Raw genomic sequence first — 15,974 nt, 5'->3', positions numbered from 1 at the left:
TCGGGCCGACTGGTGTGTTTGTTCGCATGGGCCTTTGGCGGTACGAGAAGTCGCAGTTCCCGCTTCCTGGCGGTCGCGGCTCGTTTTATTTTCCGTGGCACAGGCCTCTGGCCTGTGCGTTGCGAGCTTCCACAGGCCAGAGGCCTGTGCCACCAAAACCAAGGCGCGCCAGCGTCATCGGAACACGACCGCGGGTTCGAGAACCAGTACGCGGCGCAGGCTCACGGCGGCAGAAATCGTGATGATGACGGCCACTGCGCCCGCAGTGATCGCGAGCACCTGCCACGGGAAGTGGAACGCGGGCGGCGCGTTCGTTACCGCGCGCTCGAAGACGTACCCGAACAGCGCTGCGCCGCCGACACCGAGTCCGTACCCGATCGTGCCGACGACGATCGCCTGGAGCATAATCATCTGCACGAGGCGCAGGTTGCTCACCCCCATCGCTTTGAGCGAACCGAACTGCTTCAGGTTCTCGACCGTGAACAGATAGAACGTCTGCCCGGCGATCGCGCACCCGACGAAGAACCCCAGAGCTACCGTGATCCCGAAGTTGATCGGGATGCCGGTCCGCTTCAGGTAGTAGCCGATGGTGGTCCAGAAGAATTGATCGTCGGTCAGTGCTCGCAGGTCGCCGGTCTGCTCCTCAATGCGCGCGCACAGTGTTTCGGGTGTCACGCCGGTTTCGGCCTTCGCCAAAATGAACGTGAGCGTTTTTCGCTCCTGGGGAACGTACTTCACCGCTTGCGTATAGGTGCAGTACAGGATCGGGAACGTCTGGAACGTCGGGTTGCACTTCGCTAGGCCGACGATCACCGCCCGCTTGTCGTTCATCTCGATCGTCTTGCCCGGGTGGAACGGCTCGTTCCCGTAGAGATAGCGCCAGCCGAACTCGTCCATGAAGACCGCGTCCGGGCGGCGCAGGTCTTCCAGCTTGCCGTGCAGCAACTTCCCCTGTTCGAGCGCCGGGGCACCCACCAGGGTCGCGTCGTCCACGCCGAGGACGATGACCTGCTGGAAGTTGCCGTCTTCGAGCCGCGCGCGGCCCATGCCCTTGTACAGCCGCACCGCCCAGCGCACGCCCTCGACCCCGCGGACCCGGTACAGCGCGTTCTCCGAGAGTGGCTTGGTGTCGTCCACGAACTGCACGTTCCGGTCCATCACCCACAGGTCCGCGCCCTGGATGTCGCGGATCTGGCTCGTGGTGTTTCGCATCAGCCCGCAGAAGATCGCACTTTGTTGGGCCATCAGGAGCGCGGCGAAGCTCACCCCGAACACGATGCCGAGGTACTTCGCCTTGTCCCCGGTCAGCATCTTGAGCGCGACCCAGTTCATGTGTCACCCGTCGGATCGTGTGCTCGAATTTCGGAACGGCTTCCGTTACTTCTTGGCTTTGGACTTGTTGGTTTTCGCCGCACCCGTGATTGGGGCGCCGATCGGGTCCGCGTGCCCCAGCGCCGCGAGCGAGAACCGGATGACGTGATCGGCGACCGCTGTCGCATCGAGTGCGGCCACGGCCTCTTTGCCGAAGATCAGCTCGGAAACCGGTCGGTTCTGTCGGTAGTAGAGGCACTGGCCGATAATGCTAAACCCGGTCATGAGCAGGTGCTGTTCGTCAAGGTGCGGGAGCATCTCGCGGAGGATCGCACGCAGTACGAACGCGACCGGCTGAATGAACTCTGACACGACGACGTGGGCCGCTTTCCCGGGATCGGCCATCTCGCGCATCATTAGCTTCATGGCCGACGTGCTAGCCGGTGTGTGCATCCGGGCGACCATCTCGCGGATGAACGCACGCAGCTTTTCGACCGGTGGAGCGTCTGCTGAGATCGGGAATGCGTCCATTCGCGCCGCACACACGTGCGCGCGCTTGACGGACTCGACGTACAGCTTTTCCTTGTCGCCGAAGTAGTAATTGACGGCCGCGATGTTGGCCCCGGCCGTGCGGCAAATGTCGCGCACCGTGGCCCCCTCGAACCCGCGCTCGGCGAACGCATCCTGGGCCGCGGCGAGCAGGCGCTCGCGGGCGTCGGCTTCTTCGTCGGGTAGCGCGGGGCGGGTGTCGGGTGTCATCGGAGTTCGTGGGAGTAAAACGAGCGTTTCAATCGGACGCTTGAAAGATATCAAACGTTTGTTTTATGTCAACAGAAAATGAGAAGTAACCGGAACGGGCTGATCGTGGGGAAGGGTAGATAGGAAATACCCCGCCCGTCAACACTCTCGTAAGTGCTGACGGGCGGGGAGTTTGTTAATGAAGGAGTGCGAACCGGGCTACTTCTTGGCCCCGGTCCACCAGCGCCCGAAGCGCTCGCCGAGCCACCACTTCGGCTGACAGTTCGGACCGTAGGTGAGGCCGAACCGCTTCATCGCGGTGTCGGTGATCCCGGACACCACTTCGCCTGGGTTGTCCGACACGATCAGTTGGTCCAGGTCGAGCGCGTTGATCGTGTTCTCGTTGACCATGAGTCGGAGTTGATCGAGCAGCGGGCGCCAGTAATCGACGCCCATCAGCGCGACTGGGAACTGTTCGAGCTTGCCCGTCTGAATCAGCGTGGCGACCTCGAACAATTCGTCGAGCGTGCCGAACCCACCGGGCATCACCACGAACGCATAGCTGTACTTCACGAGCATCAGCTTGCGGACGAAGAAGTACTCGAAGTCGATCCACGAATCGACGTAGGGGTTCGGCTTCTGCTCCATCGGCAACACGATGTTGCAGCCGAGCGAGCGCCCGCCCACATCGCGTGCGCCGCGGTTGGCCGCTTCCATGATGCCGGGACCGCCGCCGGTCATCACCGTGAACCCGGACTCGGCCAAATACTTGCCGACCTCACGGGCCATTCCGTAGTAGCGGTGGTGCTCGTCGAATCGCGCGGACCCGAACACAGTCACACACGGGCCGACGAAGTGCAGCTTGCGGAACCCGTAGACCAGTTCGCGGAAGATTTTGACCGCTTGCCAGAACTCGAACTTCCGCGCTTGCGGACCCTGGAGGAACTTCTTCGCCTCCGGAACCGCGCGGCCCGCGTGCCGTTGCCACTCACCGGACAGTTTGGCGGCGTCCGCCAGTTTGGTGATATCACCTTCAATCAATCGATCAGCCATTGCGACTACTCCGCCGCAGAAATGACGAATGACCCAGCGGAATCGAAGAGAAAACCGAGCAGTGCCCGTCTTCACTTCGTTGCGTGGGTCACTCGTGCCCGCGGTTGGACTCTTCCCACTACCTACTATTATTCGCGCGCGATACCCGCCTCTTGCATCAAATCCGCCGTGGCCCGGTACGCTTCCGTTACCCACTCGACGATTTTTTCTGGCTCCGGCGAATACTCCAGTTCGATGCTAATTGCGCCATCGATGTCCAGTGCCGCGATCTCCTTCAAATAGGGCACGAAGTCTACAACACCGCGGTTTGGGGGAAGATCACCGTGAACCTTTCCGTCGCAATCACTGATGTGAACATGGATGGCCTTACCCTTCAATGCGCGTAGCTCCTCGGGCTTGGCGCCCGCGAGGTGGAGGTGCGAGATATCGATGTTCGCACGCACGGCCGGGTGGTTCACGTCGTCGATGAACCGCACCATGTTTGGCACGTCGTTGAGTAGAGAGAGTTTGAACGGTTCGAGTTCGAGTGCGATATCGAGCCCAAGATTTGCAGCGTAGTCACCGAGCGTTTTCAGGTGCTCCACGCCGGTCTTCCACTGCTCCGCGGGCGGAATCACTTGGCGCTCCCAGATGTACTCGCCGAGTACGAGTAGGAGGTTCCGCGCGCCCAGTTCGTAGCAAAAATCGAGGTACGCGCGGCAGCGCTCGAGGTGAAAGCGTTGCACACTTGGGTTAAAGTCGATCAGCCCCACCGCGACGCACGCGACGCTCACGATGGGGAGGTCGGCCCGCGCGCACTCGGTCCGGATGAGCTTCCGCTCCTTCGCGCCGGTGTCGAGCGGGTCCGCGAAGATGTCGATGGTGTCGAACCCGATGGCCTTTGTCTGCTGGATACCGAACGCGGTACCTTTACCCGCTTGCGCCCAGGCCGAGTTGATGAGTCCGAGTTTCATGGTAGTTCCGTATTTTCGTCTTCGGTAAGTGTGGGGGCTCCGCGCGCCCCCGCACCCGGCTCGCACACACTAAACTCCGCACGCAAAACGCCAAACACAAAACGCCTAACACTGGCCCAACCCACCGGTAGCGGTACGTTGACCAGACCGCCCGGCGCAACGGGCACTCCCCCCGGACGGAATTGATGCTGGAACACTTCGGCGATTACGGTTACATCGGTGTGTTCGTGGCGCTGATCGCGTCCGCGACGGTGGTTCCGTTGCCGGAGGAACTGCCGGTCATCACCGCGGGCATCCTGGTGGGGCACGAGGGCACGACGCTCCGGTGGTACATCATGCTACCGGTGCTGATGGCCGGCGTGGTGATCGGCGACGGCGCCCTGTACTGCATCGGCCGGTTCTGGGGGCGCAAGTTGCTCAACATCGGGTGGGTACAGCGCAAGATCATCATGCCGGAGAAGCGCGAGCAGATCGAGAAGAACTTCCACGACCGCGGGATCATGATCCTGCTCGGGGCGCGCCTGCTGCCGGGCATCCGCGGGCCGATCTTCATCGTGGCCGGGATGCTCCGAGTGCCGCTCGGTCGGTTCATGCTCGCGGACGCGATCTACGCCGTCCCGCTCGTCAACATCATCTTCTGGCTCTCCTACTTCCTCACCGATCAGGTGCTTTTGGTTTTCAACAAGATCAACGAGTACAAACCGCAGGTCATCATTGCCATTCTGTCGGGGATCGCGGGTGCGATGATCCAGAAGTACGTCTTCGGGCGCCACGTCTCGACCGGCGAACCGCCGCACGTACCCAACATCCTCGCCAAGCCCGCGGTCGCGGTGGGGCACGTTGTCGGTCAGGCGGTTGAAATCGCGGTCGATACCGTGACCGGTCGGCACCACGACAAGCCACCGGAGGGGGACGTACCGTCGCCCGATGGCGCAGCGGACCAGGAGTTCGGCGTCCGCGTTCAGGAACCGAGTGCCAATGGCGCTGCGGTACCGGTCAGCGAGAAGATGGACGAAAAAGCGGGCGGGTGACGCGCGGTGAGTTCTTGGGCCGAACGGCCGGTGTAAGCCGGCTGGTGATAGGACGTAAACCGAGTGCTACAAATGGGTTCCTCTGAGGCGAAGGCAACCGACCACCGTGGTGCGGCGGTAATGAAAACATAACGGCCGTTCGCTTGAACTGTGTTGAATCCTGTCGATCCTGTTAATCCTGTCAAAATTTATCATTCCGATCCGAGCTAATTGCCTCGAACGTATCTCTACTTTGCCAGAGTGCCGTTTGTTTGGAGGCGCGACAGGTAGGTGTGCCAGTCCTTCTCGAACGCGGTCAGGTCTTTCTCCACTAGCGCCGCGAACGTCTTTTTCGGATCGCCCCCACTGTTGAGCGCGGTCAAATATTTGTTGAACTCCTGCGTGCCGATGAGCTTGCGGTCGAACGTCAGGTAGTGGGCCAGTGCCCAGCACGAGAGGTACGCCCGGTCGGACGCGACCTTTTGGTCCGCGTGTGACGCGATGAAGGCGTCGCGCCCGGTCGCGAGCAGGTCGCCGAGCGGAACGAGTGCGTTGCCGTTCTTCAGCTTGAGCCAGTCTTTCGTGCGCTGGAGCCGCTCTTTATCCGGGTGATCCGCGCGGAGTTCGCCGGCCTCCACCACGGCCGTCTCGAACACCTGTGCCAGCCCTTCGTTCAGCCACCGCGGAAGCTCACCCGTTCCTTTCCCCTCCTTGACTTCTTCGGGCTTCAGCGGTGGGTAAACGAACGTCGCGACGTAGGCGTGGAACGATTCGTGGTACAGCAGCGCGAAGAGCAATTTGCCGGTCGCGGTGTCGAACTTGAGCCCGTTGTTCACATCGGCCGCGTAAACGCGCTTCTTTTCGGCCGAGATCGTTTTCAGGTGCCGCGCCAGTTCCTCGCCCTTGTACAGTTTGCGCACGCCGTCTTCGTAGCGGTCCAGCCCGGCGAGTTGCTGTGCGTGATGAACGCGGGCCGATTGCAAATCGGTGCCGAGTCGCGTGAGATCGCTCCCACACAAGATGCGGTTGTTCGTCACGTCGAACACGGCGGGGTTCAGCACCCGCGCGCCGCCGAGCAGTGCCTTGTACTCGCCCGGATCGGTGGCGAGCATGATCTTCGTCGGGCGCCCGTTCTTGACCGTCGGTGGGAGGAACCGCGTGAACGCGGTGTAGATCTGTTCCAGGCGCACCGCGGACCGGCGCGTGAGTTCTTCGGTGCCGGTGCAGACGAGCGTAAAGTAGTCGGAATCGTACATCTTCGCGCCGCCCGGTTTTTCGGGCCAGTCGGTGGGCACGAGTTCCAACGATTCCATGCGCTTGCGCTCGCCCTCGCCGCTCGGGTCCAGTTCCGCGAGCTTTTCTTTGAGGGTCTCGCGGTCCTTGTCGGAGAGTTTCTTGGTGCCGGCAATTTCGGCTTTGGTTAGGAAGCTCGTGAGCGTAACCGTGGGGCGCCCGGGGGGGCGCGATACGGACTGGAACTCGATGCCGTCCGGCAGTTCGTGCAGGATCAGTCCCTGTAACTTCGCGCCGTTGGTCAACGTAATTTCGTCGAACGACCAGTTCGACAGGCCCGCCGGTTGTGCGGGCGGTTGGGCCACCGCGATTGCACACGCGAGGACGATCGAGAGAGCGAGGAGTGCGCAGCGCATGGGTTCGTCCGGCGCGTTTGAGGGGCTTGTTAACCATTGTGCGTCGGGAACGGTAGGATTGGAAGTGCGTGTCTCGTTCGAGGGGGCTGAATGGCTGCGTCCGATCTGGTGGTGGCGTTCACGGGCGCGAGCGGATCGCCCTACGGATTGCGGCTCGTGGAGGTGCTGCTGCGCGCGGGCCGGAACGTCCATCTGACCATAAGCCCCGCCGCGGTCGAGGTGCTCGACGCGGAAGCCGGCTCAACGGTTCGACTCAACGCGGACGAATTTGATGCGGCAGCATTACTCGGATCGCGTGCGGAGGGGGTGGATCTCGCGCAGCTGCGCTATCACCACTTTCGTGACTTTCGAGCCGGCATCGCGAGCGGGTCATTTCTCACGGGGGGGATGGTGATCTGCCCCTGTAGTCTCGGGACACTCGCCGCCGTCGCGCACGGCATTTCGGAGAACCTGATCCACCGCGCCGCGGACGTTCACCTGAAGGAGCGGCGAAAACTGATCCTGGTGCCGCGCGAAACGCCTCTCGGTCTGATTGCGCTCAAAAACATGGTAGCTGTGACGGAGGCCGGGGCCGTTGTGCTTCCGGCGATGCCGGCCTTCTACACTCGGCCCCAACGTCTCGACGACATGGTCGATTTTGTCGTCGGTCGGATCTGTGACCAACTCGGGGTCGAACACGGGCTTTCACGTCGCTGGGGCGAGCCGACGGGCGACTAGCGCCCGAATTTCCCGCGAACCGTCCGAACTTTCGGCAAGTTCGGGTTTTCTGTTCTATGTTCAATCCGCGGCACCTCGCGTGAGGTGAACGCACCCCTCCAAAAACTCCGGAATCGGTGGGCTATGGCGGCCATTGCCCCGGTTTCTACTGCCGATCTGCTTGCACTTATCAAGCAGAGTAACGTGCTCCCGACCGCGCGCCTCCTCGCGCTCCCGGGACCGGACGCGCTTTCGGCCGACCCGCGCCGGGCCGCGGCCGAGCTGGTTCAAAAGAAATTTCTCACCAAATTCCAGAGCACGCAGCTCCTGGCCGGGCGCTACAAGGGCTTCCGGATCGGGCCGTATGTGGTTCAGGATCTGCTCGGGCGCGGGGGGATGGGGGCGGTTTATCTGGGGGAACACCTGGAACTGAACCGCAAGGTGGCGCTCAAGGTGCTCGCACCGGTTCGCGGAGAGGTTCAGCAACTCGCCACGGAACGGTTCCTACGCGAAGCCCGGGCTGCGGCCGCGTTGGACCACCCGAACATCGTTCGCGTCTTCGACGTGGCCCGGCACAACGACACGCCGTACCTCGTGATGGAGTTCGTGGACGGTGAAACGCTCCAGGAAACGCTCGATCGGGACGGGAGCGTTCCGCCCGAGGTCGCGGCGGAGTACATCGCCCAGGCCGCGTCCGGGCTTCAGCACGCCCACGAGCGCGGGTTCATTCACCGCGACATCAAGCCGGGGAACTTGATCCGCGACCGGTTCGGGGTGGTGAAGGTGCTGGACATGGGTTTGGCCCGGTCTGGAAGCGACGAAGACAAGTTGACCGAAGTGCTCGACCGGGGGGCGGTAGTCGGCACCGCTGACTTTATCTCTCCCGAGCAGGCCATCAACAGTCCGAATATTGACGGCCGCGCGGACGTGTACAGCCTGGGTGCGACGCTGTACACGCTGCTGGTGGGTAAGACACCGTTCGACGGGAACACGACCCAGAAGTTGATGCAGCACCAGATGAAGGACGCGCCGGTGGTCGCGGACCTTCGACCGGACCTCCCCGCCGGATTGCCCGAAGTGGTCGCCCGGATGCTCGCGAAGAAGCCCGCCGAGCGGTACCAAACGGCCGCGGATGTGATCGCCGCTCTCGAACCGTGGGTCGGTGCCAGCTCGCACGTGATGACGGGGCTGTCGCGGACGAAGATCGGGCAGAACCGTCAGTCCGCGATCGGGGGCTGGTCCGTACACGGTAGTTCCGGTCGCCTTGGAGTGGTGCCCCGTGGCCACGGGCCGGCCGATTCGGGCGAGTTCGACTTCTCCGACACGGGGAAGATCACAACCGCGCTCTCCAGTTCCGAAACCGCGCGGTCGCCGACACCCACGGTCGTGACGGCACCGGACCGCGACGTTCCCCGGAACCACTGATCGTCCCGTTGCGCCGGTCCGTGCGCGGGGGGATGGGGCTCGTTGTTGGTGTCGCGCTTGGGATGCTCGTGGCCGGTGTGTTGATCGGCTGGTTGGCGTTCGGGCGCTGATTCACCTCGTCTGGTGTAACTCTGTATCCCAAGGTAGTATGACGGAGTCCCGAAACCGGAGGCTCCGTTGTGGACCTGTTTGACGATTTGCGGCAAGAGAACCGCTCGAAGGCCCGTCCGCTCGCCGCACGAATGCGCCCACGCACGCTCGACGAGTACGTCGGGCAGGGCCACTTTCTCGGGCCGGGCAAGTTGCTCCGGCGGATGCTCCTCGCGGACCGGCTGAACTCGTTGATCTTCTACGGACCGCCCGGGTGCGGCAAAACGGCCCTCGCGCACGTCATTGCGAACCACACCAAGAGCCGCTTCAAGCCACTGAACGCGGTCGCGGCCGGCATCAAGGAAGTGCGCGAACTGCTCGCCGAGGCCCGCGGTCACCTCGAAGAGCTCGGCGAGCGCACGATTCTGTTTCTCGACGAAATGCACCGTTTCAACCGCGCGCAGCAAGACGTACTCCTGCCCGACGTGGAAGACGGCGTCATCATCCTCATTGGCGCGACGACCCAGAACCCGTTTTTCGCGATCAACACGCCGCTCCTGTCACGGAGCCAGATCTTCCGTTTCGAGCCGTTGACCCGAGACGACATTCGCACGCTGATTTCGCGCGCCCTCGCGGACAAGGAGCGCGGACTGGGCAAGCAGAATGTGACGATCACCGAGGACGCAATGGCGTTCCTGGTCGAAACGTGCGACGGAGACGCCCGCCGGGCGCTCACGGCTCTGGAGATCGGCGTGAAGTCGGCCCTCGCACCGGAGAATGCAAGACCTACCCCCCCAGCCCCCCTCCCTAAAGGGAAGGGGGAGCAGGCACGCGAAATCGCTGTAGGGGCTACGTCTGCCTCTGATGGTTCTACCTCCCCCTTCCCTTTAGGGAGGGGGGCCGGGGGGGTAGGTTCTGCCTCCGGCATCCTGTTTGATATTACACTCGCGCAAGATTCCATTCAGCAGAAAGTGATCGAGTTCGACCCGACCGGCGACACGCACTACGACACCGCGTCGGCGTTTATCAAGAGCCTCCGCGGGAGCGACCCGGACGCCGCGTTGTACTGGATGGCCCGGATGCTGGAGGGGGGCGAAGACCCGCGGTTCGTGGCCCGGCGCCTGGTCATCTTCGCGTCCGAGGACGTGGGCAACGCGGACCCGTTCGGCGTGGTGCTCGCGAACGCGGCGTGGGACGCAGTGGAGAAGGTCGGCTTACCGGAGTGCCGGATCAACCTGGCGCACGCGGTCTGTTACCTCGCGACCGCGCAGAAGTCGAACGCGAGCTACATGGCCGGCGAAGCCGCGGCAAAAGACGTGAAGGAGGGGCGCACGCTGCCGGTTCCGTTGCACCTCCGGGACAAGAACTATCGCGGCGCGAAGGAAACGCTCGGGCACGGGGTTGGTTACAAGTACGCCCACGACTTCGAGGGCGGGTGGGTCGACCAGGAGTACATCCCCACGGACGCGGAGTATTACCACCCCACCGACCGCGGTCACGAGGGAAAAATCAAAGCGCGCCTGGAGGAACTGCGCAAGCGGAAGAAGAAACCTGGGGACGAACGACCGGCGTGAGTGAATCGTATGTGTTAGAAAATTCTCCGCGAACATCGGAACGCCGGCACGTGACAATTACGATGGCTGGAATCCGGGGCGCGCCGGATCGTGAATGGTTCCGGTCAAATTGAAGCTTGGGCCGAATTATGAGCGAAGATGAGTGGCTAACGCGGGATTGGCCAACAAGCATGTACGCTCTGGTGCGAGGTGACGACATAAACTTTGGTCGCCCCCTTCCGTGGTCGGTACAGGAACGGGAAAAACGCTCCTTGATCTTCGGGTGCGCCCTTTGTCGCAGAGTAGACCGGTTGCTTAATGCCCCGTTCCTTGCTGTGCTCGAAGCCGTGGAAGGAGTGGCGCTCGGCTTGGAGACAATAAAAGATTTCGATGCGGCCCGTGACGGGTTAGAACGTTCCCTTCGGAGCGCCAGATTCACCGGTGCGCAAGAGTACGCTGCTCGTGCCATCGTGCACCTCATTGAAGGCGCTTCCGGTGTGGATCGTGTGGTGAACCTTGCGATGTCGGCGAGCCTGTGCGACCCGGTCCGACCGGAGAGACTTGATGCGTATTGTTCGGGATTGCTCCGGTGCCTGTTCGGTAACCCGTTCCGTCCGCCGGTGAAAGAGTTTCCCCCCGAGTGGCGCACTGATACTGCGGTAGCGCTGGCGCGGCAGATGTACGAATCGTGCGACTTCAGCCCGATGCCCATTTTGGCCGACGCACTTCAGGACGCCGGGTGTGATAACGACGACATCCTGAACCACTGTCGTGACCAGCGCACACGGGGAGCTCCGCGGGTTTCGGGTGCCACTCAATTTGCTCACGCGCGCGGGTGCTGGGTCGTGGATCTGGTATTGGGCAAGAGTTGACGGGCCGCAAGCGCCGGCAGCACCAGATCAAGGATCGTGCCGATCCGGTCGTGGTCGTCGTGAAAGAGCACGATGTCGCCGGGCCGCACGAGTTCCAGCACTTCCCGCGCGCACTGGATCGCGTCGGATTCGCTGCGACACTGCCAATCGCCACTGTCAAGCGACCAATGCACGCACTTCAGACCCAAACGCTGCGCTGCGATCCACGCACCGGGCCGCAGTTTCCCGAGCGCCGGGCGGAACAGAGTCGCGTTCGGGATAAGGTTTTGGCACTTCCGCGAATCGGCGAGTGACTTCTGAATATCGAGCCAACCCGGAAGTTCGTGCTCGAACGTGTGGTTCCCCAGTGTGTGTCCGGCGGACGTGATGTGTGTCACGAGTGTCGGATCAGCGATGCGCCTGCCGACGAGGAAGAACGCCGCTCGCACGTTGAGCGCCGCGAGTCGGTCCAGCACTGCGGGCGTGTGTTCTGGGTGCGGGCCGTCATCGAACGTGAGCCACACACTGGAACCCGCTACGCGGGTTCGGCTGAAGGGGGCTAGTGCTGTGCGTTTGAGCCAACTCGTCCGTCGGGCAAACTTCATGCTGCGCGTCTCGTACTTTCGAGCGGGCGCGTGGTGCGCTGCCAACTTGAACTGCGACGCACCAAGCCCGCCAGCGTGACCCAACTCAATCGCGCCACCACGACTGGTGACTTCAACAGTAAACCGAGGCGCTTCGGCGATAGCCCCACGATCCACATCGCCCGTAAGTACAGAATCGCGATCACGGACACAATCGCAGCCGGCCAAACAACGAAGCTGCTCGCGATGCTAACTAACGTCGTAAAAGCAAGATACGCAAGCACGAGTGGCTTGCTCGCGAGCAAGCCGGCCCCGCGCCAGCGCCGGCGCTGTTGGCACAGATCCGCGACCGAGGGTGGCGCTTCACACGACACTTCTGCCCCGCCGCAATAGCGCACGCGGATGCGCGCGGCCCTGAGTCGCTGCGCGTATTCTGCGTCTTCCGTGGCCCCGAACGCCTCCCACGGAACGCGCGCGAAAACGCTCCGGCGAAACGCCATGCCGGTTCCGCGTAGTGGAACGGAAAAGCCGAGCCGGTCCCAACCCGCTGCGGTGGAATCATCGAATGCCGCCCCCACCGCGGCGACGAACCCGGCCGGGCCGTCGTCCGCGTTCCGGGACCGCACTGCCACTTGTGCCGCGTCCGCGCTGGTCGCGAACGTCGCGTCAAGTGCTTGGAGCGCATCGCGATTCAGTGAGCAGTCTGCATCAAGGACGAACACGACATCCGGCGCGCCCTTCAACACGCGCTCCAGACCGAACGCGAGTGCGTACCCCTTCCCGCGCTTCACCGGGTCGTACCGCACGAGGCACGTGACGGCCGCTTCGCGAGCGACCCGTGCGGTGTCGTCGGTGCAGTTGTCCGCGACGACACAAACTCGCACCAGTTCGCGCGGGTAATCGAGTGCGGCCAAGCTCCGCAGCGTTCGCGGCAGCGCGTCCTCCTCATTGTGCGCGGGGACGAGGACCGTGAACGTACACGTCGGCGCACGCAAGTACGTGCGCCGGCGCCGAAGCCCCGCGAGCGTGGGGACGAGATAGCCCAGGCACGCCACCGTCGCCAGGACGAGGCACGCCAGAAGCCCGGTCGTGGCGACCATGCTTCACCGAACGATAGGGATAGTTTGGTTCAGCGCGTGCAATAACGGTGTGCTTCGGCGAGAGCAAGTGAGGTTTCGGTCGAATATTTTCTCGTTGGCGGATAGCCGCGCAGCTTGGGTGATTCAGCGAAGACCGGACCGCTCCGCTTGCCCACCTTTACGCATCGAACGGCTTGTTTTCCTTTCATTTTCTGTTGACACACATCTCGCCACCGCTATACCTCGTGGCCGAAATCGGACGGCTATCGACGGGGGAAACGACCGGTAGCCGTTCACCAGTAATCACGAATCCGAAACGCCCCGGTCCGCGAGACGCTCGGCTGACAGGGCCGGAGGGCACAATGGACGCGACCACTCCGGTGGAATCGCTCAAAGACGGTATTCGCCGGTTCGCCACCGTGCGCGGCTGGGAGCCGTACCACACGCCGAAGAACCTCACGATGGCTCTGGCGAGCGAGGTCGGCGAGTTGTGCGACATCTTCCGCTGGCTGACGGCCGAGGAGTCGGTCGCCGTGGCCGCGAACCCGGCGACGCGCGAGGCGGTCGCGGACGAACTGGCGGACGTCGCGAACATCGTGTTCCTGCTCAGCGCTCACACCGGGATCGATTTGTCCGAGGCGATCGCGGCGAAGATGACGAAGAACGCGATCAAGTACCCGCCTCCCATCTAACGGGGCGGGGGCGGATTCATAAGCGGTGCGGCTCGGGGGAGCCGGGGAATGCGACGCGGAGCCGGTGCGCCGGCACTGAGTAGCGGATCGACCTGTCTGAGGGGGAGAAGGCCGTGCGTAAACGACCGATTGTGCTCACGGCCGCTGTTGCGGTCGCGGGCCTAGCCGTGCTGGGGACGGTGGTGGCCCAACAGCCGAGTAGCGGGTACACACAGCCCAAGGTGGTGCCGGCCAGCGGCACGACTTCGGGTACGACGCGCCCCTACAACGAGTGGACACCGAACTCGAACCAGCCCATCCCCTCACCGGCTGCGGGACTCGGCAACCCGAACCAACAGGGAACCCGACCCGCGGGCGGCACGTACCCGGCTTCGGGCGCTCAACCGCAAAACGGCGTGTACCCGGCCGGTAACCAACCCGTAAACCGCCCGCGGCCCGGCATCGCGGGGGCCGATCCGGTTCGCCCGGCCGCTGCGTTTGACATCCCGGCACCGAGTATGGAGATGCCCGGATCTGTCACCCCACCGACGCGCCCGCTCCCGCCGCCGAGTCTGAGCGTCGAACCGGGGGACAACAAGTTCGCCCCAGCGCCCGGTGGCCCCGCGATTCCGCCAGCCACTGGCGGCGCGCCGACTGCCCCGTCCGCTCCGCCGTTCGTTCCGGTACCGCCCGCGCCCGGGGGCTTGATCCCGCCGCCGGCCGGTCCGTCCACCCCGCCCGCATTCCCGCCCACGCCGGTCGCTCCGCCGGGAGGCGCCGTTCGGCCATCGATTCCCGCGCCGGGTAGTGTGGCGCCGCTTGTTCCCCCGGGGCCGAGTGTGTCCACTGCGCCCGCTGGCGCACCGCTCCCGAGCCGCGTGTCGCAGAGCGTGACGATCGACGCGGTCTGCCCCGATTCGGTCGTGTTCAACTCCGAATGGCGCTACGAGATCGTCGTTCGCAACACGGGCAACGTCGTGGTGCAGAACGTCCGCGTGGAAGACGACATCCCGGCCGGCGCCCAGTACATCGGCAGCGATCCGCCCGCCGAAGTGAGCGGCGACAAGTTGGTTTGGGCGCTCGGCTCGATGGACGGCGCTACCGAGAAGCGGATCGCCGTGCGGGTGCGGCCGACTGAAGAGGGCGAACTCCGCAGCCGCGCAACGGTGACGTACTCCGCGTCCGTCGACGCGAAGACCAAAGTGACCCGCCCGCGCCTCGCGGTCACCGTCGGGTGCCCCGAAGTGGCTCGTGCGGGCGAAGAGCCGGTGTTCAAGATCAAGGTCACGAACTCCGGGACCGGTCCCGCGCAACAGCTAGTGTTCCGTGCGCTCCTGTCGGAAGGGCTGGACTATCGCGACCAGGGTAAGGAACTCGTGACCAAGCTCGCGAGCTTGCCCGCGGGCGAATCGCGGACGGTCGAGCTGCAATTGAGTGCGCTCAAAGCCGGATTGCAATCGTGCCAGGTGTCTGTGGCTGCTGAGGGCAGTTCGGAAGCGACCGCGCGGGCGTCCGTGAACGTGGTCGAACCGCTGCTCCAGATCGCGCAATCGGGTCCGGCGAAGTGCCTCGTTCGGGCTGAACCGACCTACGAAATCAAGCTCTCGAACCCGGGCACGGCCGCGACGGACACGATCACGGTTCACTCGGTGCTGCCGGACGGATTTGACTTCGTGCAAGCGAGCGACAGCGGCGCGTTCAACGCGACCAATCGCGTGGTGACCTGGAAACTGAACGGGCTGGCCGCGGGCGGCACCAAGGCCGTCGGCATCAAGCTGCGGGCCGGGGCCGCGGGCGATGTGGCTCTGCGGACCACCGCGACGGCCGCACCGGAAGTTCAGCCGGGCGGCATAGCTCCCGCGGGTGGCGTTGCGGTTCGGGCCGGGCGTGTGCTAGAGGCGAAGGCCGACACCGCGATCAAGGCCGAGGGCGTAGCCGCTCTGCGGTTCGATGTGGCCGGGCTCGAGAACCCGGTCGAGGTCGGCAAGGAAGCGGTCTACGAGATCCGGATCGTGAACCAGGGTACGGGCGCCTGCACCAACGTGCAAATCATGGCCGCCCTTGCCGAAGGGACCACGTTCACGAACTCGAACGGCCCGACGCAGGCGAAGGCCACCGGGCAGACGCTGGTGTTCGAGCCGATCCCGACGCTGGCGGTGAAGGGCGAGACGGTCTACCGCGTGCGGGTCCGCGGGGCCGCGGCCGGCGACCAGCGGTTCCGGGTGCAACTCACCTGCGACCAAGTCCGCACGCCAGTGGTCAAGGAAGAGAGCACGCGGTTCTACAAGGAGTGACCCGCGGGTGAGCGGGT

14 protein-coding genes are annotated in these 15,974 nt (G+C 63.8%); 7 read left to right on the top strand and 7 right to left on the bottom strand.

The features are described from left to right. Positions 1-174: 174 nt before the first annotated feature. The 4 genes from VT84_RS19070 to VT84_RS19055 all read right to left on the bottom strand — a co-directional run bounded on the left by VT84_RS19070 (position 175) and on the right by VT84_RS19055 (position 4,055). On the bottom strand, positions 175-1,332 hold the full coding sequence (locus tag VT84_RS19070) for an ABC transporter permease (protein ID WP_082840628.1): 1,158 nt from the start codon (positions 1,330-1,332) through the stop codon (positions 175-177). 45 nt (positions 1,333-1,377) lie between these two features. Next, positions 1,378-2,070, bottom strand: coding sequence for a CerR family C-terminal domain-containing protein (locus VT84_RS19065; protein ID WP_082840627.1), 693 nt, complete (start codon positions 2,068-2,070; stop codon positions 1,378-1,380). Between the two features lie 198 nt (positions 2,071-2,268). Then, positions 2,269-3,102: a TIGR00730 family Rossman fold protein gene (locus VT84_RS19060; protein ID WP_082840626.1), complete on the bottom strand. Its 834-nt coding sequence runs from the start codon at positions 3,100-3,102 to the stop codon at positions 2,269-2,271. A gap of 128 nt (positions 3,103-3,230) precedes the next feature. Then, positions 3,231-4,055: a sugar phosphate isomerase/epimerase family protein gene (locus VT84_RS19055; protein ID WP_082840625.1), complete on the bottom strand. Its 825-nt coding sequence runs from the start codon at positions 4,053-4,055 to the stop codon at positions 3,231-3,233. Positions 4,056-4,240: 185 nt separating this feature from the next. Here VT84_RS19055 and VT84_RS19050 point away from each other — a divergent pair, with 185 nt between their 5' ends. Continuing rightward, positions 4,241-5,086, top strand: a complete 846-nt coding sequence (locus VT84_RS19050; RefSeq protein ID WP_052554532.1) for a DedA family protein — start codon at positions 4,241-4,243, stop codon at positions 5,084-5,086. Between the two features lie 227 nt (positions 5,087-5,313). On the opposite strand, the gene VT84_RS19045 is transcribed toward VT84_RS19050, so the two are convergent. After that, on the bottom strand, positions 5,314-6,714 hold the full coding sequence (locus VT84_RS19045; protein ID WP_052554529.1) for a DUF1570 domain-containing protein: 1,401 nt from the start codon (positions 6,712-6,714) through the stop codon (positions 5,314-5,316). Positions 6,715-6,804: 90 nt separating this feature from the next. On the opposite strand from VT84_RS19045, the gene VT84_RS19040 reads away from it, so the two are divergent. The 4 genes from VT84_RS19040 to VT84_RS19025 all read left to right on the top strand — a co-directional run bounded on the left by VT84_RS19040 (position 6,805) and on the right by VT84_RS19025 (position 11,350). After that, positions 6,805-7,431 (top strand): UbiX family flavin prenyltransferase, encoded by a 627-nt coding sequence (locus VT84_RS19040; protein WP_052554527.1) that lies wholly within the window; start codon positions 6,805-6,807, stop codon positions 7,429-7,431. Between the two features lie 123 nt (positions 7,432-7,554). Further along, positions 7,555-8,835, top strand: coding sequence for a serine/threonine-protein kinase (locus tag VT84_RS19035; protein ID WP_082840624.1), 1,281 nt, complete (start codon positions 7,555-7,557; stop codon positions 8,833-8,835). Between the two features lie 179 nt (positions 8,836-9,014). Next, complete coding sequence (locus tag VT84_RS19030) at positions 9,015-10,499, top strand: replication-associated recombination protein A (protein ID WP_082840623.1); 1,485 nt, start codon at positions 9,015-9,017, stop codon at positions 10,497-10,499. Positions 10,500-10,999: 500 nt separating this feature from the next. Next, positions 11,000-11,350, top strand: coding sequence for a hypothetical protein (locus tag VT84_RS19025; RefSeq protein WP_239465408.1), 351 nt, complete (start codon positions 11,000-11,002; stop codon positions 11,348-11,350). On the opposite strand, the gene VT84_RS19020 is transcribed toward VT84_RS19025, so the two are convergent. Together VT84_RS19020 and VT84_RS19015 are read right to left on the bottom strand one after the other, a co-directional pair. Further along, complete coding sequence (locus tag VT84_RS19020) at positions 11,302-11,934, bottom strand: polysaccharide deacetylase family protein (RefSeq protein WP_052554521.1); 633 nt, start codon at positions 11,932-11,934, stop codon at positions 11,302-11,304. The genes VT84_RS19025 and VT84_RS19020 overlap by 49 nt on opposite strands. Continuing rightward, on the bottom strand, positions 11,931-13,013 hold the full coding sequence (locus VT84_RS19015; protein WP_052554519.1) for a glycosyltransferase family 2 protein: 1,083 nt from the start codon (positions 13,011-13,013) through the stop codon (positions 11,931-11,933). Before VT84_RS19015 ends, VT84_RS19020 begins: the two co-directional genes overlap by 4 nt. Before the next feature lie 341 nt (positions 13,014-13,354). Here VT84_RS19015 and VT84_RS19010 point away from each other — a divergent pair, with 341 nt between their 5' ends. Next, entirely contained in the window at positions 13,355-13,684 is a 330-nt protein-coding gene (locus VT84_RS19010; RefSeq protein ID WP_052554517.1) for a nucleotide pyrophosphohydrolase, read from the top strand. A 113-nt stretch (positions 13,685-13,797) separates the two neighbouring features. Beyond that, positions 13,798-15,957: a DUF11 domain-containing protein gene (locus tag VT84_RS19005; protein ID WP_082840622.1), complete on the top strand. Its 2,160-nt coding sequence runs from the start codon at positions 13,798-13,800 to the stop codon at positions 15,955-15,957. Positions 15,958-15,974 lie beyond the last annotated feature (17 nt).

The sequence above is a fragment of the Gemmata sp. SH-PL17 genome, assembly GCF_001610855.1.
GTDB lineage: Bacteria > Planctomycetota > Planctomycetia > Gemmatales > Gemmataceae > Gemmata > Gemmata massiliana.
The sequence above is the reverse complement of the archived record's forward strand: the minus strand, read 5'-3'. Positions and strand labels throughout refer to the sequence as shown.